Origin of the sequence: Mesorhizobium sp. WSM4887 (genome assembly GCF_029625865.1) — a bacterium.
Classification (GTDB): domain Bacteria; phylum Pseudomonadota; class Alphaproteobacteria; order Rhizobiales; family Rhizobiaceae; genus Mesorhizobium.
In genome coordinates this window covers 1-21,192 of record NZ_JARTVP010000006.1, presented here as the reverse complement: position 1 = coordinate 21,192, position 21,192 = coordinate 1, and the positions used below count along the sequence as shown (strand labels likewise).

Here is a 21,192-nt window from a genome sequence, read left to right as displayed (position 1 = left end):
CTCACTTGGATGGGTGGAATTGTGTGATCTTGTTGAAATCTGCGTCATCGGCCACAGATGGTTTGCTCTGCTCCCAGATTGAAGCCACATCGGTCAGCACGGGCAGGTTTCCCTTTGCACGCAGGAGTTGGTCCGCGAGTGCAACATCTTTGCGCATCAGACGCATGGTGAAACCGGAGTCAAACTTGTCACTCAGGATCCATTTCGGATAGTTCAGTTCGGTCGCGCTATTGCGTGCAGTTCCCGCATTCAGGGCCGAAATCAGATCCGCCGGCGCCAAGCCAAGATATTCGCCAAGCTCCACGATCTCGGAGGCCACGACCATGTTGGCTGCGCCTAGCAGGTTATTGAGCAGCTTAGTCGCATGGCCACTGCCAATCGGCCCCATGTGGACGATCTTGCCAGCAATTCTCGATAGCAAGTCGCGAACTCGATCGAGATGGCTTGCTTGGCCTCCAACCATCATTCCAAGCGTACCGGCTCGGGCGCCAAAGAAGCCACCGCTCACGGGAGCATCGAGCAGATGGATACCCGCCGGCTCGAGCTTTGCAGCCAGCTCCTTTGTGACCAGCGGATCGGAAGTAGTGGTGTCAATGACGAACAGCTCGCGACCGAGATTTTCGTCTGGCAGACCGTCCAAGGTCAACTTGACGTCGTTGGCGGTCGGCAGCGACAGCACCACGACGTCAACCTGCTTGATAACGGCAAGTGAGTCCTGCGCCGTTTGAATGCCCGCTTCTGCGGCCCGATCCAAAGTGGCTTGGCTAACGTCCGTTCCGATGACCGTTAGGCCGGTCTCGGCGAAGCGCTCCGCCATCGCCATTCCCATCCGCCCTAGACCAACAACTCCCACTTGTGACGTCATGCTCGCGATTTCCTATTGAGGTGATTAGGAAAACTACGAGTTGGCGCGTCGCCGACAAGCTCAAAAGCGGCATGCGACCGTTGCTGAAGTCAGTACACTCCATCCCAGCTGGGAAGCTCAACATCAGGCTGTAAACGGGAATGCCAGCTCAAGTGCGGCCAGGAGCGCCTTGGCCGCTGGAGGCAAATGCCGCTCGTGCCGGATAAACATGCTCGTACGTGTGCGCATGACGATATCGTCTTCTATCGGGATTGCGCGAACCATCCCACGCAGAACTTCGGCTTTGCAGCTGAATTCCGGCAGAAACGTCGCCCCCACACCCGAGGCGGCGTATTGGACGAGTCCCTGGACTGGGCCGACGGTGAGACTAGGAGATAGCTCGAGTTCAGCCTCACGGAAAGCTCGCGTGACCGCCTGCCTGATCCCAGCGGTGAGTGGCGGCAGTGCCAAAGGCAAATCGCAGATCGACCGCAGATCGACTGTCTCGCGTGTTGCCAACGGGTGGTTCGTGGAAACGATCAGGCGCAGCGGTTGTTCGATTGCGTATACCACCTCGATCCCGACCTCCGAGATCGTCCCAAATACGATACCGATGTCGGCCTCGTCCTCGATCACGGTGTTTATGATCTCATCAGCATTGCCGGCCAGAATCTCGATCTGTATGTCAGGGTACTTCTGCAGGAAATTTGTGAGCGTCGGGGCGATCAAGCCTTCGACAAACCCGCTGCCTGCCGCGATCGTAACAGACCCCCGTTTCAATCCTTGTAGCTCGCTGATTGTCTCGTACAACAAGGCGTCACGAACTCTCGATTCCTGCAGGTACCGATAGACGTATTGTCCAGCTTCGGTGAGCTTGATACCGCGCGCCTGCCGGATGATCAGCTCAACACCGAACTCGTATTCTAACTGGGCAACCTTGCGGCTGACTGCGGATGGAGCAATGCGCAAATGCTCCGACGCCGCGCGAATGGAGCCTAATTGAGCGACGCGGAAGAAATAATCGAGGCTTTGACGTGTGGTCGATCTGATCACTTGCAGCGGCCGGGCTCGGTGCGTTAGTCGGCTCCTACCACATTTTCACGGCCGTCGTAACAGCGCCTATCAAATCCTCCGAAGTCGAAAGTCGAGGGAAGGGCCGAGCACTCCCACCCAACCATCTCTTTTTGGCAACGGTCAGATGCCTGAATTCTGACTTGTCGTCCGACGACGCCGCTGGTTGACTCCACCGAACAGGAAAATGGGAGGTGGAACGTGATAAAAAGACGCACAATGTTGAACGCCATAGCGCTTAGCGCTACGCTTTCATGCAGCTTCGTTCTGGGCAGTTCCGAAGTTTTAGCTGACTACAAGCCCCCCATTCTTGGGGTTGTTGCTATAGACCTGCAAAATTCCTTCTTCGTGGATATGAAGAAGGCAGGCGATGTGGCGGAGAAAGACTACAAAGTCAAAGCTATCTGGCAGAGCGCAGAGGGGAGTCTTGAGAAGGAAGTTTCACTCGTAGAGAATTTCATAGCACAAAAAGTGGACGTGATCCTGGTCGATCCTCTCGACAAGAATGCGCTCATGCCGGTGATCAACAAGGCCACCGATGCAGGCATCCCCGTCATTACCATGGGCAACAAAGTCGAGGGAAAAGCGAACTACAGCACAATCTACCCGGATGCGCAGACCTGGCCGACGGTCGCCCGGGCGCTCGCACAGTCGATCGATGGAGAGGGCAAGATTGCCCTGCTTATCGGGGCGCGTGGAAGCTGGACATCGGATAACCGCGAGAAAGCGTTTACCGAAACGATCAAAAACGAGTTCCCGAAGATTCAGATCGTCGGCATTCAGCCAACCAACTGGGATGCGGCAAAATCCGCCGACGCAGTGCAAAGCTGGTTGGCCGCCAATCCAGACCTCAAGGCAATAGTGTGCCTGTCCGACTATCTCTGCTATCCGGCGCAGTCGATAGCTGATGCGGCTGGCGCCAAGCTCAAATATGCCGGCTGGGATGGTGACTCGGGGATGGCCGATTCACTTAACTCCGGCGCCACGGTCATTGACGGCCTGACCGGGGCGCCGCGCGTGGGGTATTGGAACATTGCGCTCGCGGCACGCATCGCGCGAGGTGAAAAGTTTGATCGCACCCTCTACCTGCCGGTGAAGTACATTACCTCGAAGCAAACTGCCGATACCCTAGCCGCCAAGGGGCTCAAGTTCGACTATATCACGCCGGACAAAGCCGCAGAGGAACTCGGTCAGTATTCACAGCAGCTTGGGCCAAACGCTCCAGCTTCTGCGATGAGCTCGCACTGACCGGACTAACAGTGGCGACCTCGTCAAAGATGAAGGATATGGGACACGTCAATCGCTTTGGCGTGTCTCAATTTTCCTCCGACAGCGCATCCTCGCTGCTGGCATTGGCAATCCTGGCTGTTATTGCAGCTCTAGCGATCGTCATTCCCGGCTTTCTATCCGTCGGCAACCTTTTGACGATCGGTCAACAGACCGCCGTCATCGCGATATGTGCCTTTCCCATGACGGCGCTGATCATTGCCAGAGGCATTGATCTCTCGATCGGTGCGAACTTGGCACTAAGCGGCATCGTCGCGGCTCTCACCTTACACGCTACACAGTCCGGGGCTGCGTCGATCCTGGCTGCCTTGCTCTGCGGCAGTGCACTGGGCGCTGCAAACGGGTTTTTCGTCGGATTTGCGCGCGTCGCACCGTTCATGGCCACGCTCGCCACAATGGCCATGATGCGAGGTGCAACCCTTGTGCTGTCTGGAGCAGACAGCATCCCTGTCGCCAATCAAGCTCTCATCTGGCCAGGTTCCTCAATCATCTTTGGGGTGCCAACGCCTCTTGCGATGGCACTACTGGCGGCGGTCGCCTGGAGCCTGTTCATGAGCCGGACCTTGTTGGGCCGCTGGATTTTTGCCGTCGGCGGCAATCAGAATGCGGCGGCCGCCTCTCTCGTACCGGTTAGGCGCGTCCATTTGGTAGTGTACTTGCTGGCCGGCCTGTCCGCGGGCATATGCGCGGTCGTTACCATCGGCCGGCTTGGCTCCGGGCAGCCGTTGGCTGGAATGGGCCTCGAATTCGATGCTATCACCGCAGCCATGATTGGGGGCGCTTCCTTGGCTGGTGGGCAGGGAGCCATGTTCCCCACTCTCCTCGGCGCCACTCTCCTGGGCGTGATCTCTGCAGGCTTGTCGTTTCTTCAGGTGCCACTTGAAGCAACATACATTGTCAAGGCCGCGCTCCTGTTGGCTTCAGCGTTGCTGACGACAGAGACCCTTTCCTTCCCGAAAATCTTGGGTTGGGGTCAATCAACCAAAGCGTCAGGCCAGGCTCCCGGCTTAAAGCGGACGCTGTCTGTTAATGGTCTTTCCAAATCCTACGGCAGTTTCCGAGCGCTGGACAACGCCACCCTTGAGATCCATGGCGGACGCGTGCTGGCACTGGTGGGCGAAAATGGAGCAGGCAAGTCGACCCTCGTAAAGTGTCTGACCGGGATTCAACGGGCGGACTCCGGGTCCATCGCGCTCAATGGTGCAGAGATAACCGTGAACGGCAGCAGGGATGCTCGGCTGGCGGGGATAACCGCAATCCACCAGCATTTTAGCTTGTTGCCCGATCTCACGATTGCCGAGAACCTGTTTCTAGGCCAGCCACGCACCAGGTACGGCTTCCTTGCCAGGCGTGACATGAACACCCGCGCTCGTAGCGCTCTTAAGGCTCTCGGCCTAGATTTCGATCCCGAGACACGCCTCGATCAACTGAATGTCGGGCAACGCCAGTTGGTCGAGATTGCAAAAGCGTTGGAGGCCCACGCCTGGGTCATCATCATGGATGAACCCACGTCGGCACTTTCCGTTCGGGAGCGAGACAGGCTCTTCAGCTTAGTCTCCGATCTGAAGGCCAAGGGGTGCGCGATCGTTTACATCTCGCACAAGCTGGAAGAGGTCTTTAGCCTCTGCGACGATGTCGTCATTCTTCGCGACGGCGAAGTGGTAGCAAGCGGCGAAATATCGAATTTCACGCCTGCCAGTCTTGTCGAAGGTATGGTCGGCCGCAAACTTGAGAACGTGTTTCCTCACGACGAGGTGCAGCGCGGGGATCTCATCCTGAGCGCGCAAATAGCCGAAGCCGGGCTTCTGCAAGATGTGACTGTCGATTTGTATGCTGGTGAGATCGTCGGCGTCTGCGGCTTGATGGGCAGCGGCCGAACCGAGTTGCTACGAGCCCTGGCTGGCCTTACGCCAGAGGCGAAAGGCCAAATTACGGTGAGTAGAAAGCCCATTGCGTTCGGGGATCTCCGCCAAGCCTATCAAAACGGAATCGTCTACTTGCCTGAAGACCGGCATGCCGAGGGCTTTGTCCCGCAGATGACTGTTGCAGATAACCTCGGCCTGGTTTGGATGACCCATGGCGGTGGGCTTGTTTCGCCGCCGCGCATCAGGCAACTGGCGACAAAAAAGATCGCGGAGCTACTGATCAAGCCCCCGCGTCCCGAGGCGAAGGCCCGGGAACTTTCCGGCGGAAACCAACAAAAGGTCGTGTTAGGCAAATGGTTGGCTGGCCAGCCAAAGGTCCTCTTGCTCGACGAACCGACCAACGGCGTCGATGTCGGCGCAAAGTCGGAAATTCACCGGCTGATTTCCAGATATAAGTCCCAAGGCGCGGCGATCCTGCTCGTGTCCAGCGAGCTTCCGGAAGTGCTTGGGGTTTCAGACAGGATTCTCGTCATGTCGAATGGCCGCATTGCGGCCGAGCTCCCGCGCGGGTGCAGCGAGAACGAGGTCATGTCGATTGCCTTCCAACTGGGTGGTGCGTCGACATGATTGCAGCTTCAGCAACCTATCGCCAGATCTTGTCCCGCTTGCTTGGCTGGTCGCCAGCCGTCTTGCTGGCGATAGTCGTCATCGTCGGTATCATCATCAACCCGGCCCTAATATCGGGGGCCAACCTGGCGGCAGTGGCAAGCCAGTCAATACCAATCTTCCTGATCGCGCTGGCCGCAGGCTTGGTCCTGATATCGGGGAGCATCGACCTGTCGGCCGGACTTACTGTGGCCTTGGTCAGCGTCGTTGTCGGCTTCGGCTTGAACCTGGGCTGGCCGTCTGTTCCCGCTCTGTTGCTGGGACTGGCTGCAGCGACGGCTGTCGGCTTTTGGAACGGCCTGATTGCAGGTTTTGTGCGCCTGCCGGCATTCGTGGCAACGCTGGCAACCGCCATTGCACTGCAGGGAATAAACATCTTCCTCTCGCCCGGCATCATCATCATCAAGGACCCGGTCCTCAAGGCCCTTGGAAGAGGCGCGGTTCTCGGCTTTCCGTTTCTCTATATCGTCGCAGCGATCGCGGCACTGACAGCGTATTTGCTGCTGCATCAGTCACGTTTCGGACTGAAGACCTATGCGGTTGGTTCCAGCCGGGAAAACGCCGTGCTGGCAGGATTGGCGGTCGAGCGCCATCAGTTCATGGTTTTTATAGCGAGCTCAGTCATCTGCTTTGTTGCTTCGGTGGTGATGATCTCTCGGACCCTGGTGGTAACTCCAAACGTCGGGGGCATGCCTCTTCTTCTGGACGGTATCGCTGCCGCCGTCATTGGAGGAACAAGCATTTTTGGTGGCAAGGGCACCGTTTTTGGAATCGCCTGCGGAGCCCTCATCATTGGCCTGGTAACGCATCTACTGCGTACCACCGGGGTGGACCCCTCGAGTCTGGACCTGTTCAAGGGTCTCCTAATCGCCTTCGCACTTCTCCTCGAGGTCGGTCTGGCTGCGATGCGATCATACCTGAAAACTGTCTAGCCGGGAGAACAACAATGACCTCGCCGATCGTCGACCCTCATCAGCATTTTTGGCACTTGTCCCTCGCACGCCACCACTGGTTAATCGGACCGGTCCGCGACAGGGTGTTCGGCGACTACTCGGCGATCCAACGGAATTATCTGCTCGGCGACTATCTTGAGGACACGAAAAACCAAAATGTGGTGAAATCCGTTCACATCGAAGCAGAGTTCGATGAGACGGAGCCAGTCGAAGAGACGCGCTGGCTACAGGCCCATGCGGACAAACATGGCTTTCCGCATGGCATCGTCGGCAATGCCGACCTGGCTGCTGCCGATGCCGGCGATGTTCTAGACCAGCACATGCAATACGGGAACTTCCGCGGTATCAGGCACACGCTTTGCTATGACCCGGATCCGAGAAAGAGCTTCTCAAAGCATCCAGATATCATCAATAGCGTGGAATTCAGAGCCGGATTCCAGCAGTTGGAAAACCGGGCGCTGTCATTTGATCTGGCAGCCTATTATCATCAGGCTGAGGACTCGTTCCAACTCGCGAAACGCTTCGCAAACACCCAGTTCATCGTCAACCATGCCGGCTTTCCGTTGGACAAGAGTGCGGAAGGCCTAATCAACTGGCGCGCGGCGATGAAGCGGCTGGCCGGTGCACCGAACATCGCGACCAAAATCTCCGGATTCGGTGTGTCCGACCCGAATTGGACACTTGAGAGCATCCGGCCGCTGGTATTGCACCTGATCGATTGCTTTGGTATCGAACGATGCATGTTTGCAAGCAACTTCCCCGTCGACAAGCTGTTCAAGACGTACGACGAGATCTTCAGTTGCTTCAAAGATATCGTGAACGACTTCTCAGCCGGCGACAAGAAGAGATTGTTTCACGACAACGCCGTTAGGTTGTACAAAATATAGCAACTTACCGCTGTACTAATAACGCACACGATTGGCTTCCGACCGGCGCGGAACAAGAGACAAAGCGCAATCGGGCTGGCCCAGTTCGTCGCATTTCCAACGGTATCTATCTCATTCGAGACCGGCTGGAGAGACAAGGGGCCAGCTGTCACATCCCGCACCACGCCACGGGAACCAAGGTGAATCTTCTCGAGTGGGGCCCGGCACTTGCGAATCGCCATGTCCGGCCTTTGGTACTGGAAGAGCAGGGCTTTGCCCTCAGGGGTTCAGCCTCTCTGGGCGAGCAACCTACTTTCGAATAACTGACGACAACACAAATGCCGTCAGGGTATCCCGCACGCCCGGCAACTCTGATAGCTGTTGCCAGATTTGGCGAATGCGATCGGCTTCTGGCGACTCGACTCTCACCAGCAGGTCGAAATCACCTGTCATCACGTCGCAAGAAACAATCTCTGGAATCTTTTTCAGCGCATGGATGACGTCGCCGCCTCTCATGCGGTCATGGCGATAAACGAACATCAGCGCGGTGGTGATGTGCTGCTCATTCCCGCCTTCACCGGTGACAATCGTGTAGCCCTTTATGAAACCCTCTCGTTCGAGCCGCTCGATTCGAACTCGAACCGCATTGCGGGACAAATTTACTTTGGCCGATAGCTCGGCGTGGGAAATGCGCGCGTTGGTCCTCAACTCACTGAGGATCTGTTCATCCGTACGGTCGAGGAGATACTTCATGGTGTGTTTGAGCCAGCCGATCAGGCCATGACTTCTAGCTGCATTGACCCATAAGCCAATATGGCGGCTCCGGGGAGGCGGCTTTTGTTGTGATCGCTTGCATATCGCCTGGCTGCTGACGCCAGTACAAAGCCGGGGAGGGCCGCTTTCTCGGTGTCCATAAGTGTCCTGACGCTCTGATACCCGGCAAGGATGGCACTGGTCTTGTTTCTATCCAACTCTCCATTCGGCTGGCTCGCCCAACCGACAAGCACGTCCGCAATCTCGGAAACAAGGACGTCATCGTGGCGTAGCCTGAAGTTTATCACGCCGCTGACCACGTCACCGAGGAAGAAGACATTCTGGTGAACCAGCGCCCCATGCACAGCGCCGGTCGGCAACTGCGCTTCCTGCGTTTTAGGACTGCGTTGCAGGATTGTATGAACGAGTGCCATCACCTGACCAAGGCTTCCGCATCTGGCAAGTGTAGGCACATTTGTCGACGAACCCGATACGAAACTTACGATTGCGACCAGTCGGCCAGCAGCATGAAGAGTGGCAAGGCCGTCTGTCGTGCGCATCGGCTTGGGACATGGAACGCCGTTTTCATGCAGCGTCTCCATGGTCGCGAAGGCTCGTTCCAAGTCCAGCGGTTCGGCGCCGTTCTCGAAAAGAGTTACGATGAACTCGTCCTGTTTGGTTCGGAACAGGTAAGTGGTTTCCCGATCGCCATCCGCTATCCCAACGACAGAGGACAACGAGGTCATACCGTAGGCCGATGCGATAAAGTCGCGGTCCTTGTCTGTCAGCGCGGTAAATACAGCCACGTTCGCCTCCCGTTAAGCTGAAGAGGCTTGCGAGAAACCCGCAAACTCGGCACAGTTGCCGAAAATTTGCTCAACCTGATCGGGAAGCAGAACCCCCTCTTCTTCCACGATCTGGCGCAGGTTCCTCATCCCTGCCAAGGCCCGTTTGGACAGCTCCGCCGCTTTGCTGTAGCCGATAAGCTTCGCCAAGGGCGTAGCAAGAGCAAGGGACCGGTCAAGCAGGTCTCTGCAACGATCCACGTCGACTTCGATCCCGTCCACGCAACGCTGCTTGAAAATCTCCATCCCTCTCGTCAACATCCGCATGGATTGGAGAATGTTCAAGACGATCACTGGCTCCATCGCGTTTAACTGCAGCTGACCCGCGCTGGCGGCGAGCGTCACGGTAAGATCATTGCCAATTACCTGGAAGCTGAGCTGGTTCACCATCTCAGGGATAACAGGATTGATCTTGCCGGGCATGATCGAAGAGCCTGCCTGGACGGGCGGCAAGCGGACTTCCCCCAGGCCGCCAAGCGGTCCGCTGCTCAGCAGGCGCAGGTCGTTGCAGATCTTTGTGAGCTTGACAGCAATGCGCTTCAGCATGCCTGAAAAGGAAACGAAACCGCCGGTGTCCGACGTTGCCTCAATGAAATTGCGCGCGGCAACAAGCTCGATGCCGGAAATCTGTGAAAGATGACCGCAGGCAATTCTTGGGAACCCGCGAGGCACATTGATCGACGTGCCAATGGCCGACCCTCCGAGATTGATTTCCAACAACAGTCTCGATGCCGACTGAAGCTGGATGATGTCCTCGTCGATGAGCTCGGCAAAGGCCTCGAACTCCTGACCGGCCGTCATCGGCACGGCGTCCTGAAGCTGCGTGCGACCGACCTTCACAGAATTTCCGTATCGAGCTGCTTTTGTTCGAAAGGCGTCGCGCAGGCTGGCCTGTGCCGATACCAGCCCGTCGCAAGCTCGCAATACCGTGAGGCGGATCGCGGTTGGATAGACATCGTTCGTCGACTGGGACAGGTTGACGTCATCATTGGGGTGCAGTTTTGCATAGTCGCCAACGGCGGCGCCAAGTTTGATCAACGCCAGGTTCGCCACGACCTCGTTCACATTCATATTTGTGGACGTGCCTGCTCCGCCCTGCATCATGTCTACTGGGAAATTCTCGTCGATTTCCCTGAGCTCCACAAGGTCGTCACAAGCGTCTGATATCGCTTGCGCCTTCTCGGACGAGAGCAGTCCGAGCTCCGTGTTTGCGAGTGCAGCAGCCTTTTTCACCATGGCCATGGACTGGATGAGCTCGGGAAAATCCCTCAGGCGCAATCCCGACACATCAAAGTTCTGTTCCGCGCGACGGGTATGTACGCCGTAGAGGACGTTGCCAGGGATAGCGATCGGTCCGATCAGGTCCGATTCGATGCGTTCGACGATCATTGTTCCCCTCTTAGGACAGGATTCCGGCGTAACGCATAGCCTCATCGATTGCCGCCTGGACCGAGGGACTAACTGTGACAAGTGGCAGTCGCAAGTCATCGCGCATCCGACCAAGGCGCTGCAGGGCATATTTGGGCCCGGCAGGGTTGGTCTCCAGGAAAAGGGCCCGGTGGAGGGGCATCAGGCGATCTTGCAGCTCCAAGGCAGCGGCAAAGTCAAAATTCAGGCATGCTTTCTGAAAGTCCGCACAAAGGCGGGGAGCGACATTTGCCGTGACCGAGATGCAGCCATGTCCGCCATGAGCCATGTAGCCCAGGGCGGCCCCGTCCTCGCCAGTGAGAAGATTAAATTCTCTTCCGCAGGCCATCCGTTCCAGAGACGGGCGCAAGATGTTGCCGGTCGCGTCCTTGACGCCCGACACATTTCGGCATTCCTTGAAAATGCGCGCCAGCGTTTCGACCTGGATATCGATGACGCTTCGCCCGGGAATGTTGTAGACGATGATTGGAACCGTCGCCTCGGCATCGATAGCCTTGAAGTGCTGATAGATGCCTTCCTGCGTGGGTTTGTTGTAGTAGGGTGACACGATTAGCAGCCCGTCGGCGCCAGCCTGTTGCGCGTGACGCACAAAGTCGATCGCCTCGGCCGTACTGTTTGAGCCGGCCCCCGCAATCACCGGGACCCGGCCCTTGGCTGTCTCGATAGTAATCTCGACAACCTTCTTATGCTCGGCGTGGCTGAGGGTAGGGCTCTCGCCTGTGGTTCCGCAGGGAACCAAGCCGGAGGATCCCTCCTTGATCTGCCACTCGACGTGGGTGCGCAGGGCAACCTCATCGACACGACCCTCAGCGAACGGCGTAACTAGCGCGGTAATGGAACCTTTGAACATATAAATACCTCTGGGTGCGGTAAGGGGAATTAGCTGAAGGCTGTCGTCACCGCCTCAAACGGTTGATACACACGACCTTGGGCTGCGACATGTCTTCATAAGCAAACCGCACGCCCTCGCGACCCATGCTGCCATACTTGAAACCCCCAAATGGCATCGCATCGAAGCGGTAGTCCGAGGAGTCGTTGATCATGACGCCGCCGGCCTCGATCTTATCGGCAGCCTCGAGAGCTCCATCGAGGTCATTGGTGAAAATGCCGGCGTGGAGGCTGTACTCGGGGCCATTTGCAAGGACGATCGCGTCGCTGAGCTCATCGAAGGGCTCAAGAATGACGATCGGGGCGAACACCTCTTCAATCCACGCATCGCAAGACGCGGGGACGCTCTCCAGGACTGTCGGCGGGTAAAGGTTGCCGGCGGGCTCGTGGCCGCAAAGCAGTGTCGAGCCAGCGGCGAGAGCGCGGTTGACCATCGCGGCGGCTCGACCGACGGCCTTGCTCGATATCATCGGGCCGACGTCGGTATCCGCGTCCAGGGGATTGCCAGTCTTGAGTTTCTTTGTTGCAGCTACGAACTCCGTCCTGAAACGATGGTAGATAGGACGCTGAACCAGGATTCTTTGCGTGCCAATGCAATTTTGGCCGGCTGCCCAGTAGGCCCCTGATACGCAACTTTCGACAGCAGCGTCAAAGTCGCAATTCTCCATCACGATGACGGGCGCATTGCCGCCCAGATCCATCGCAAGTTTCTTGATGCCCGCGGCCTTTGCAATTGCCTCGCCGGTGGCGAAGCCGCCGGTGAAGGAGATCATGCGGACGTGCTTTGCTGAAACGAGAGCTTCCCCGAGCTCGGGTCCGCCAACCGCAACCGTCACGATTTCCTCGGGAAGGCCGCACTCGAGAAGAACCTCGACAAGTTTGATCGCCGAAAGGGGGGTGAGCTCGGAAGGTTTCAAAATCACTGCGTTCCCGGCGGCTATTGCCGGACCGAGTTTGTGAGCAACGAGGTTGAGAGGGTCGTTGTAAGGCGTGATGGCGGCGATGATGCCAAGTGGCTCTCTTGTGTACCAGCCCTTCCGGCACTCCGAGCCGGCGTAGGAGTCGAACGGAATAACCTCGCCAGCATTACGCCTCGCCTCATCGGTGGAGAGTTTCAGAGTGTTGACGCACCGGGTCGTCTCTTTGCGCGCCTGAGTGATCGTCTTGCCGGCTTCCCTTACGATGAGGAGCGCGAATTCCTCCTTTGCGGCTTCGATTGCAGCGGCGGCCTTTTCCAGGATTGTGGCCCGTTGGTGTCGTGGAAGATCTCTCGCAATCTGCGCACCGCGGCTTGCTCGTTCCAAAAGCGTGTGTATGCCTGCAGCGCAGGTCTCAGAGACTGTTCCGACAACCGAACCGTCAAACGGATTGCTGACGACAATTTCCCCGGCGCCCGTCGTCTTGCCAAGCGCACGATTGTACATCACGCGGCCTCCTTGGTGATGCCAGACGTGGCGGCGGCATGAATGGCAACGATGTCGGAAAGAAGCGCGTATGCGGTCTCGATCCGGCCGGCGCCGGGTCCTGTGATCGTTACAGCGCCTAGCAGCTCGGTGTTCAGCGAAACGGCGTTGGTCGCCCCACTGACCGATGCCAGCCGATGCTCCAGTGCAAGCCGCTTCGGCGCGACACTGCCTGTTACCTTTCCGTCCTCCGCCCGGACAGCAGATCCGATCAACTTCCAGCGGCTGTGTGCCTTTGCAGCAGCCTCAATCTCGGAAGGCGAGAGATCGGAAATGCCCTTGCACGTCACGTCCTCCGGCTTCAGGTTCGCCCCTAGCAACTCGTTCGCCAGAATGACCACCTTGAGGCGCACGTCGAAGCCCTCGACGTCGGCAGTGGGGTCGGCTTCGGCATAGCCGAGTTCCTGTGCCTCCTTGACCGCAGCAGCAAAGTCTAGGCCGCTTTCCATGCGGCCGAGGACGAAGTTGGATGTTCCGTTCAGAATTCCCTCGAAGCCCTTTACTTCAGCACCTGCAAGGGTCTTCTCCGCCATCCGGATGACCGGGGTTCCGCTCATGACCGAACCTTCGTATTCGAAACGAACTCCGTTTGCCTTTGCCAGGGCCTTTAGTTCCCGCACTGCAATAGCCACCGGGCCTTTGTTCGTGGTGACGACATGCCGGCCGGTCTGCAGTGCCCAACGGCAATGGGAAACGGCGGGTTCACCGTCCTTCGGATTGGTGAAGGTCGCCTCGACGACTATGTCTGCGGGCGCCGTCTTGATGATCGTCTCATTGTCAGCCTCGGAACTCCCGCCCGAAAGCTGCCCAAAACCGCCTTTTGCGAAATTGGCTTCGACCAGTGTCTTGGCATCAAGGCCGTTGGGAGAAATGACCGAACCCAGATAGAGGTCGCTGACCGCTACGATATTCAATCGAAACCCCAAGTCGCGCTCCCACAGATGGTTCTTGGTGGCGATGAGCTCGGCCAGAGCGCGATTAACGCCGCCGAAGCCGATTAGAGCAATATTGTAGATTGTCATGGCGGTCCTCCAGTGAAGGTCTAGGTACCGCAATTGTGAGATGCGGATCGCTCAGCCGGAACGGCGCAAACGGACCAAACAGTTGAGCATTTTGCTCAATCGACCGCCGACCTGCGCCTCATGAGGGCGGTGTCTGTTGAGAGCCGTTCTTCCAGCTCTTCTGTATGAGGCCGCGACCGTGATCTTGACGCGCACTCATGCGGAAAGTGAGTTGCGAACCTGGGGGCTCAAACTTCGTGAGAAACTCGGTTTCAAGCGAGCCGCTGTCGCCGTCGCCCGGAAGCTGGCGGTCATATGCATGATACTTGATCTTCGAACGCAATCGCGCGATCCCCGTCGCCAGGATACGCCCATGGTCAGCTATCATTGAAGTTCCGGGTATTGGAAGGGATGCGCTCTGCTGGGACCGCCGCGTCGCCTCTTCGACCAGGGCTGCCTCATAGAGAAGTTCGTAACGTTGCAGGACGAGTTCCTCGTTCCAGTCGCAGCCGCCAAAGCCAAACGCGATTGCCGCACGCTGCCGACGCTCGCGCCTCACTGGGACGTGGGTGGCCTCCTCAGCCCAGGCCAACAGACGTGGCTGAAGAACGTTCTCGACCACCGCAGGCGCCCCGGAGCGATGATCCTCGCAAGGGAAGTAGTCGTACCAGCTCCGCCAGACAGGCGGGGAAGCGCCAATGGCGTCTTCGGCGCGTGTGAGCGCAAGATAGCTGATCGAGATGACCCGCGGCTCGCGCTGCTCATCGGCTCGATCACGGTCAGCGAACGTATACACTGCTCGATATAGCCAAGCTGATGACCCGTTTGATGTTCCACCCAGACCCGTAAGCCAGATTGGAGGGAGCGATGGCCGAGCTCGAATGGGCCTGACGGCAGCGTGTCCGTGCCGCCGACTGTGAGAACGCTTGGCTTGCCACTGTTTATGGCCACTACGACCGCGATCAGGTCGACTTTAGCATCAGTGGCCGTGCCTGGGGACTCGACTTTCCGCATCGATTTTCTCTGGTCGCTCATATTCCTCACGTACGGGCGAAGCCCAGATATCAGCAGCTGAATCGATTGAATTCAGGCTATTACGATTACGTATCAACGTCACTCATCGGTCTCATCTAGCCCTTCGGAAAACACGATAGCTATGCCAAATACGACGCTCTCGGTCTGTGCCCTGAGGAAGGAAACACAAACTGGGCCATTGCTTGAAAGGTTGACCTGGCTCAAGGTCGAAGTTGAAACGCGCAACTCCCGGAATGGGTGGCGCGCCTAGTTCGTGTGGCTTGTTTTGCGGGCGGCATTGATGCCTTGAGCGGGCGCGGTAGCGTCTTGCGTAGTGTGTTGCCCGGTTGGCTATGATCGTGCCCACTGGGGTGGTGTAGCTGACGGCATTGGTTCGCCGAGCTGTCCGGCGTGGGCCGGGCTGATCAGCGCGCCACGGCTGGCAAGCTGATGAGGGGATCATCACTCATCTGGCTGATTGTCTCAAGGGTCATATAGCGGGCCCGCTGGACGGCCCACTCATCATTCTGTTCGAGCAGCAGCGCCCCGACGAGGCGCACGATCGCATCGTCGTTCGGGAAGATTCCGACGACCTCGGTGCGTCGCTTGATCTCGCCGTTGAGACGCTCGATCGGATTCGTCGAGTGGAGCTTGGCGCGATGTTCCTTCGGGAAGGTCATATAGGCCAGCACGTCGGGCTCGGCGTCATCCATGATTGTCGCCAGCTTCGGGACCTTGGGCCGGGTCTGATCAGCCACGGCGCGCCATTGGGTGCTCGCGGCCTCGGGCGTTTCCTGGGCGAAGGCGGTGGCGATGAAGGCCGAGACGACGCGTCGCCCGCTCTTGCCGGCGTGCGACAGCACGTTCCTCATGAAGTGAACGCGGCAGCGCTGCCATGTGGCTGAGAGCACCTTGGTCACCGCGGCCTTCAGACCCTCATGGGCATCGGAGACGACGAGCTTGACCCCGCGCGACCGCGCCGGGTGAGCTTGCGCAGGAACTCCGTCCAGATCGGCTCGGCCTCCGAGGTGCCGATCTCCATGCCGAGCACCTCACGCCGGCCGTCGCTGTTCACGCCCACTGCGATGATGACGGCGACCGAGACCATGCGGCCGCCGCGGCGCACCTTGAGATAAGTCGCATCGATCCAAAGATACGGCCAATCACCCTCGATCGGCCGTTCGAGGAAGGCTTTCACCTTGCCGTCGATCTCTTCGCACAGCCGCGACACCTGGCTCTTGGAGATGCCGCTCATGCCCATTGCCTTAACCAGGTCGTCGACCGAGCGGGTCGAGATGCCTTGCACGTAGGCCTCCTGGATGACGGCCGTCAGCGCCTTCTCAGCCATGCGGCGAGGCTCCAGGAAGCTGGGGAAGTAGGAGCCCTTCCTCAGCTTGGGGATGCGCAGCTCGACCGTTCCGGTCTCGGGTCTCCCAGTCCCTGTCGCGGTAGCCATTGCGCTGGGTGGTCCGCAGCGGGGTCTTCTCGCCATAGCCGGCGCCCGTGGCGGCACCTACTTCCAGCTCCATCAGCCGCTCGGCGGCAAAGCCGATCATCTCGCGCAGCAGATCCGCATCGGGGGTCTTCTCCACGAGCGCGCGCAGGTTCATCATGTCGTCGGTCATCGGTGGTTCCTTCCGAAATGGGTTGGCGTCAACAACCAAACCCTACCGGAAAGCGCCGATGACCACCGACAGGCCGCTCGCTCGCTACAGCGCTACTAACGGCGCGCTCGCGAGCGGCTTCATAACCCTCACCTACACCACCTGATGGGACACGACCTTGGCTATCCCCCAAATGGTCGCGAGGGGTTCAACCGAGTGAAGCCAACCCCATTCGCAACCATTCATCACCAACACGCATCGTCGCGATGTTATGAAGGGCGCAGGTAGGAAGGGCGCAAATGCACTACCTGAGCGATCCAGCAGTTGCATAGGAATCGCTTCGATTGGTATCGCCGCTGCCTCGTTAGTACGGTAGGTGGCTAAATTGCTGTGCGTTGCCAAGTTTCGCGCGATGGCCTAGCTACGAGTGGTAGAAAACGATGAAGTACAATCAGCTCGAAGCATTCTACCAGGTCATGCTGACCGGCAGCATTTCACAGGCTGCGAAGAACCTGGGCCGTACGCAGCCTGCTGTCAGCATGACGATAGGCGGTCTCGAAGACCTATTGGCCGTCAAACTATTCGACCGGCATGCCGGTCGAATAACGCCGAGAGCTGAAGCGAAGGTCTTGTTCGAACAAATAAACCCCGTGATGCAGCAGCTTCGCGAAATTCGCGGTCGGTTCAACCGACTGGACGCGTTTCCAGTGCCGCGGATTTCCATCATAGCGTCCAGTAACCTGGCGACTCACCTTGTGCCTCACGCGATCACAAAACTCGCGGCGAGTGGACAGGAATTCAGGGTCATGAACGGCTCGTCTGACTCCATTGTGCTGGAGATGGAGAACCAGAGACATGACATCGCGATAACCGATCTGGGCATCAGAGAGATTCCGTTGGGATCCCCTCTTTTCGATTCCGAGGTCTTTCATGTTCCGGTCTGCGCAATTTACCCTAAGGGGCTTGTCGCGAATCGAGGTTCAAGCCTTTCTCTGCAGGATTTGGCCGGACTTGAGATCTGCTCTCTGTACGAGGAAAACCTAGCGGCACAGGCTGTGAGGGCGAAGCTCGGTTCGCCGAGGGTAGAGTTCGGAAGCTTTTTTCCGATGGCCTGCTACGCGGTCCTTGGTGGCAGCGTCGCGATTGCCGATGCTATCACGTGCAGCACGCTTCTAGCTCTGACTCGCAACACCCTGCCCGCGGAATGCCGGGCGCTCGAAGGTATCGAGCCCTCGCCATACTACCTGATGCGGACGCGGTACCGGCCATGGTCCCACATGGCGGATCAGAGCTACGAGGCCCTGCGCGTGGAGCTCAGCAAGCACCAGACCTTTGAAGCCACGGCTTCTGACGCTTAGGTTGTCGAGGTGCGGGAGGAATTTGGTCTCGCCATAAGAATTGCTTATGCGGGTATCAAGATTTCGATTTTGCTCTTATGATCAGCAACGCGCATGTTCAGGTCTCCCTTGCTAGAGGAACCTCCAATGCGCGTCACCAACATCCGTGCCTATCATATCCCCACGGGCGGCGTGCGCCCGGTTCTGGTTGAGGTAGAGACCGACGAGGGCATCACCGGATGGGGTGAGGCGGCGGTCGCTTATGGTCTAGGCGCTCGGGCAGCCGTTGGCATGATATCGGACTACGCTCACCGGGTGATTGGCGCCGATCCGCGTTACCCACGGCACGTCTATCACCATCTCTACGACAATTCATTCTGGACCAAGGGCGGCGGCGCGATCTCGTTTGCAGCTATCAGTGCGATCGACCAGGCCCTGTGGGATATCAAGGGCAAGGCTGCCGGGATGCCAGTCTACGAATTCTTCGGTGGTTCCTTCGAGCCGAAGGCTCAGGTCTATGCCAACGGGTGGAACTACCACTGCAACGATGCCGTCGAATGGGCCAAGGCTGCTGAGCGGCCTTTGAAGGACGGTTACAGGATTTTGAAAAGTTATCCTCTGGCTACGCAGCAACCTGGCCGGACGCTGACACATGTTCAGCGCCGTATGCTGTCGCCAGAGGAGTTCACACGCGCCGTCGATCGCATTCGCAACCTGAAGGAAGTCGTGGGTGATCAAGCGGAGTTGATGATCGACCTGTCCGGTGGCCTCAGCAATGACCAGCTGCTGCGCATCCTCGATCTCTGTGAAGAATTGAAGGTCATGTGGGTCGAGGAGCCCCTTGATGCGTTCAATCTGGCTGGTCTCAAGAACCTTGCCGGGCGTTTCCGCTTTCCGATTGCCGCCGGCGAGCGCGTCTACACACGCAATGGATTCCGCAACCTTTTGGACACCGGTGCGATCGATGTGGTGATGCCGGATGTCGGCAACTGCGGCGGCGTCTTCGAACTCGTTCAGATCGCAGCCATGGCCGAGGCCTACAACGCGCGTGTATCGCCTCACAACTGCGCGTCTACGCTTTGCACTGCGGCTTCGCTCCAGGTCTGGGCGGCGTGCGCCAATTCGATGCCGCTCGAGATCTATCCGTATCTTCCCCAGTCGGACGGGTATGTGCAGGTTCTTGCTAATGCTCCAGAGGATCGCATCAAGGACGGTTATCTCGAAGTCCTGTCAGAACCGGGTCTTGGCGCCACGGTCGAGGCAAAGCGGTTGGAACCCTACAGGCTGTTCGACTATCGCTCGAGCAACTAGGCGATGTCGCATAGGCAGGAGCTGGAGAACCCGACGACCAATTAGCTGACTAACATGCGTTCAAAAATGGCGGCATGGGAGAGATCGACCTATCGCTTGAGCGATAGGCGACGCCGACGGAGCAACCCCCCAGGAAACTCTCAGGCAAAGGTGACCATGCCGTTGAACGATCTGGAGAGAGGCGCGGAAGGCGCCCACCGAAGGGGAACGCCGAACGGGCCACGCCTGCGCGGTTAAGCTCTCAGGTATAGCGACAGATTGGGGAAGAGCCGCGGGATCGAACCCGCACCCATCCTATCGCGGAGAGCGCAATGCCCCATATAGCTGTCATCGGTGCCGGTATCACCGGCGTCACCACTGCCTATGCCCTGTTGGAACGTAGCTACTCGGTTACCGTCATCGAGCGGCAACGCTATGCGGCCATGGAGACCTCGTTCGCCAATGGAGGTCAGCTCTCCGCAAGCAATGCCGAGGTCTGGAACCACTGGTCGACCATGCTCAAGGGCATCAAGTGGATGATGCGCCGTGACGCGCCCCTGCTCATGAATCCGGCGCCCACGTGGCACAAATATTCATGGCTGGCCGAATTCGTTTCCAACATAGCGAACTACCGTCAGAACACCGTCAAGACCACACAGCTGGCGATCGAGGCACGCAAGCACCTGTTTGCCATCGCCGAACGCGAGAAGATCGACTTCAACCACGTCTGTCGCGGCATTTTGCACGTCTACTGGGACAAATCGAGTTTTCAGCACGCGCTCAAGGTGAATTCCATGCTCGTCGAGGGGGGCCTTGACCGCCGACCCGTAACGGCATCGGAAATCAAGTCGATCGAACCGGCGCTGCACGGCAGCTTCCATGCAGGTTTCTACACCCCTTCGGATTCAACGGGCGACATCCACAAGTTCACCTCCGGCCTCGCCAAGGCCTGCGAGCGGCGAGGAGCGAATTTCGTCTTCGATGCCACAGTCGAAAGCATTGTGCGCGATGGGAAGTTCCGTATCGGTTACACTCGCAATGGTCTGGACGGCCCGTCGGAGGAAATTGACGTTGATGGCATCGTCGTCTGCGCCGGACTTGCCAGTCGCCATTTCGCGAAGATCCTTGGCGACCGCGTCAACGTATATCCAGTGAAGGGCTATTCGATCACGGTGGATCTTGAGGACGACGGCAGCCAGGGGGCCGCACCTTGGGTCAGTCTTCTCGACGATCGAGCCAAGATCGTCACCAGCCGTCTCGGGCCAGACCGCTTCCGCGTAGCGGGAACGGCCGAGTTCAACGGCGCAAACCGCGATATCCGCAATGATCGTGTCGCCCCGCTGGTGGAGTGGATGCGTACGCTTTTTCCAGCGGTTGACACTCACAAGGTCGTGCCTTGGGCGGGCTTGAGGCCGATGATGCCAAACATGATGCCGAGGATCGGGAAGGGACGTCAGCCGGGAGTGTTCTACAACACCGGCCATGGTCATCTGGGCTGGACGCTTTCGGCCGTGACCGCCCAGATGGTTGCCGAAAGCGTCTCTGCTCAGTTCAACGCCGGTGCCGCTGCGGCTTGATCCAAGGGGCCTCCGTCATGGACGCAATGAGCCGATTTGAAACTAGCGTGGCCCTTTACGGCCTTAGAGTGGCCCGGGAGCTCCATGACTTTGTGGCCGAGGAGGCCGCGCCTGGCACCGGCATCGACGCCGAACAATTCTGGACCGGTTTTTCGGCCATCGTGCATGAGCTGGCGCCGAAGAACCGGGCGCTGCTCGCCAAGCGCGACGCCATGCAGGAGAAGCTCGACGGCTGGTACCGCGCCAACGGCGCACCGATCGACAAGGAGGGCTACAAGGGCTTCCTGAAGGAGATCGGCTATTTGGTGTCGGAAGGGCCGGCCTTCAGCGTCTCGACCGACCATGTCGACCCCGAGATCGCCATCGTCGCCGGGCCGCAGCTGGTCGTGCCGGTGATGAACGCGCGCTATGCGCTCAATGCCGCCAATGCGCGCTGGGGC

At 58.4% G+C, this 21,192-nt stretch carries 15 protein-coding genes, 4 pseudogenes and 1 riboswitch; of the genes and pseudogenes, 9 read left to right on the top strand and 10 right to left on the bottom strand.

The window, feature by feature from the left end; translation table 11 throughout:
- Position 1: 1 nt before the first annotated feature.
- Both P9230_RS21435 and P9230_RS21430 read right to left on the bottom strand, forming a co-directional pair.
- The gene (locus tag P9230_RS21435; RefSeq protein ID WP_278055515.1) at positions 2–865 is read right to left on the bottom strand and encodes an NAD(P)-dependent oxidoreductase; all 864 of its coding nucleotides are present in this window, start codon (positions 863–865) and stop codon (positions 2–4) included.
- A gap of 123 nt (positions 866–988) precedes the next feature.
- Positions 989–1,897 (bottom strand): LysR family transcriptional regulator, encoded by a 909-nt coding sequence (locus tag P9230_RS21430; protein ID WP_278055513.1) that lies wholly within the window; start codon positions 1,895–1,897, stop codon positions 989–991.
- A 237-nt stretch (positions 1,898–2,134) separates the two neighbouring features.
- On the opposite strand from P9230_RS21430, the gene P9230_RS21425 reads away from it, so the two are divergent.
- The 4 genes from P9230_RS21425 to P9230_RS21410 are packed head-to-tail and all read left to right on the top strand — an operon-like array spanning position 2,135 to position 7,573.
- Positions 2,135–3,163: a sugar ABC transporter substrate-binding protein gene (locus tag P9230_RS21425; RefSeq protein WP_278055511.1), complete on the top strand. Its 1,029-nt coding sequence runs from the start codon at positions 2,135–2,137 to the stop codon at positions 3,161–3,163.
- 38 nt (positions 3,164–3,201) lie between these two features.
- Positions 3,202–5,694, top strand: a complete 2,493-nt coding sequence (locus P9230_RS21420) for an ATP-binding cassette domain-containing protein (protein ID WP_278120812.1) — start codon at positions 3,202–3,204, stop codon at positions 5,692–5,694.
- Positions 5,691–6,665: an ABC transporter permease gene (locus tag P9230_RS21415; protein ID WP_278055508.1), complete on the top strand. Its 975-nt coding sequence runs from the start codon at positions 5,691–5,693 to the stop codon at positions 6,663–6,665. Before P9230_RS21420 ends, P9230_RS21415 begins: the two co-directional genes overlap by 4 nt.
- Before the next feature lie 14 nt (positions 6,666–6,679).
- Complete coding sequence (locus P9230_RS21410) at positions 6,680–7,573, top strand: amidohydrolase family protein (RefSeq protein ID WP_278055506.1); 894 nt, start codon at positions 6,680–6,682, stop codon at positions 7,571–7,573.
- A 288-nt stretch (positions 7,574–7,861) separates the two neighbouring features.
- Here the strand turns inward: P9230_RS21410 and P9230_RS21405 are convergent, their stop codons facing one another.
- The 6 genes from P9230_RS21405 to P9230_RS21380 are packed head-to-tail and all read right to left on the bottom strand — an operon-like array spanning position 7,862 to position 13,951.
- A complete protein-coding gene (locus tag P9230_RS21405) occupies positions 7,862–8,305 on the bottom strand; it encodes an Lrp/AsnC family transcriptional regulator (protein WP_278055504.1) in 444 nt (147 codons plus the stop codon).
- Positions 8,306–8,325: 20 nt separating this feature from the next.
- Positions 8,326–9,111, bottom strand: a complete 786-nt coding sequence (locus P9230_RS21400) for a phosphotransferase (RefSeq protein ID WP_278055502.1) — start codon at positions 9,109–9,111, stop codon at positions 8,326–8,328.
- A 12-nt stretch (positions 9,112–9,123) separates the two neighbouring features.
- Positions 9,124–10,539: an aspartate ammonia-lyase gene (locus tag P9230_RS21395; RefSeq protein ID WP_278055500.1), complete on the bottom strand. Its 1,416-nt coding sequence runs from the start codon at positions 10,537–10,539 to the stop codon at positions 9,124–9,126.
- A 10-nt stretch (positions 10,540–10,549) separates the two neighbouring features.
- Positions 10,550–11,428 carry a 4-hydroxy-tetrahydrodipicolinate synthase gene (dapA, locus tag P9230_RS21390; RefSeq protein WP_278055498.1) on the bottom strand — a complete coding sequence of 293 codons (879 nt, stop codon included), beginning with the start codon at positions 11,426–11,428 and terminating at the stop codon, positions 10,550–10,552.
- Positions 11,429–11,474: 46 nt separating this feature from the next.
- Complete coding sequence (locus P9230_RS21385; protein ID WP_278055496.1) at positions 11,475–12,890, bottom strand: aldehyde dehydrogenase family protein; 1,416 nt, start codon at positions 12,888–12,890, stop codon at positions 11,475–11,477.
- Entirely contained in the window at positions 12,890–13,951 is a 1,062-nt protein-coding gene (locus tag P9230_RS21380; protein WP_278055494.1) for a homoserine dehydrogenase, read from the bottom strand. Before P9230_RS21380 ends, P9230_RS21385 begins: the two co-directional genes overlap by 1 nt.
- Positions 13,952–14,108: 157 nt before the next feature.
- On the opposite strand from P9230_RS21380, the pseudogene P9230_RS21375 reads away from it, so the two are divergent.
- Positions 14,109–14,321, top strand: a pseudogene (locus P9230_RS21375) (IS110 family transposase); the annotation flags it as partial.
- On the opposite strand, the pseudogene P9230_RS21370 reads toward P9230_RS21375, so the two are convergent.
- A pseudogene (locus tag P9230_RS21370) lies at positions 14,253–14,944 on the bottom strand (hypothetical protein); the annotation flags it as partial. The pseudogenes P9230_RS21375 and P9230_RS21370 sit on opposite strands and share 69 nt — an antisense overlap.
- A 425-nt stretch (positions 14,945–15,369) precedes the next feature.
- A pseudogene (locus P9230_RS21365) lies at positions 15,370–16,569 on the bottom strand (IS256 family transposase).
- A gap of 419 nt (positions 16,570–16,988) precedes the next feature.
- Here P9230_RS21365 and P9230_RS21360 point away from each other — a divergent pair.
- From P9230_RS21360 to P9230_RS21345, 4 genes and pseudogenes are all read left to right on the top strand, one after another.
- Positions 16,989–17,906 (top strand): LysR family transcriptional regulator, encoded by a 918-nt coding sequence (locus tag P9230_RS21360; protein ID WP_278055493.1) that lies wholly within the window; start codon positions 16,989–16,991, stop codon positions 17,904–17,906.
- A 126-nt stretch (positions 17,907–18,032) separates the two neighbouring features.
- Positions 18,033–19,196 carry a mandelate racemase/muconate lactonizing enzyme family protein gene (locus P9230_RS21355; RefSeq protein WP_278055491.1) on the top strand — a complete coding sequence of 388 codons (1,164 nt, stop codon included), beginning with the start codon at positions 18,033–18,035 and terminating at the stop codon, positions 19,194–19,196.
- Between the two features lie 161 nt (positions 19,197–19,357).
- Positions 19,358–19,463: riboswitch (glycine riboswitch) on the top strand.
- Between the two features lie 44 nt (positions 19,464–19,507).
- Positions 19,508–20,752 (top strand): D-amino acid dehydrogenase, encoded by a 1,245-nt coding sequence (locus P9230_RS21350; protein ID WP_278055488.1) that lies wholly within the window; start codon positions 19,508–19,510, stop codon positions 20,750–20,752.
- Between the two features lie 17 nt (positions 20,753–20,769).
- A pseudogene (locus P9230_RS21345) lies at positions 20,770–21,192 on the top strand (malate synthase G); the annotation flags it as partial.

Bases quoted from the DNA above. Each gene is read 5' to 3' on its own strand.
- P9230_RS21395 (WP_278055500.1), bottom strand. From the start codon at position 10,539: ATGATCGTCGAACGCATCGAATCGGACCTGATCGGACCGATCGCTATC.
- P9230_RS21355 (WP_278055491.1), top strand. From the start codon at position 18,033: ATGCGCGTCACCAACATCCGTGCCTATCATATCCCCACGGGCGGCGTG.
- P9230_RS21425 (WP_278055511.1), top strand. From the start codon at position 2,135: ATGTTGAACGCCATAGCGCTTAGCGCTACGCTTTCATGCAGCTTCGTT.
- P9230_RS21350 (WP_278055488.1), top strand. From the start codon at position 19,508: ATGCCCCATATAGCTGTCATCGGTGCCGGTATCACCGGCGTCACCACT.
- P9230_RS21380 (WP_278055494.1), bottom strand. From the start codon at position 13,951: ATGACAATCTACAATATTGCTCTAATCGGCTTCGGCGGCGTTAATCGC.
- P9230_RS21435 (WP_278055515.1), bottom strand. From the start codon at position 865: ATGACGTCACAAGTGGGAGTTGTTGGTCTAGGGCGGATGGGAATGGCG.
- P9230_RS21360 (WP_278055493.1), top strand. From the start codon at position 16,989: ATGAAGTACAATCAGCTCGAAGCATTCTACCAGGTCATGCTGACCGGC.
- P9230_RS21420 (WP_278120812.1), top strand. From the start codon at position 3,202: ATGGGACACGTCAATCGCTTTGGCGTGTCTCAATTTTCCTCCGACAGC.
- P9230_RS21410 (WP_278055506.1), top strand. From the start codon at position 6,680: ATGACCTCGCCGATCGTCGACCCTCATCAGCATTTTTGGCACTTGTCC.
- P9230_RS21415 (WP_278055508.1), top strand. From the start codon at position 5,691: ATGATTGCAGCTTCAGCAACCTATCGCCAGATCTTGTCCCGCTTGCTT.
- P9230_RS21385 (WP_278055496.1), bottom strand. From the start codon at position 12,890: ATGTACAATCGTGCGCTTGGCAAGACGACGGGCGCCGGGGAAATTGTC.
- dapA (WP_278055498.1), bottom strand. From the start codon at position 11,428: ATGTTCAAAGGTTCCATTACCGCGCTAGTTACGCCGTTCGCTGAGGGT.
- P9230_RS21405 (WP_278055504.1), bottom strand. From the start codon at position 8,305: ATGAAGTATCTCCTCGACCGTACGGATGAACAGATCCTCAGTGAGTTG.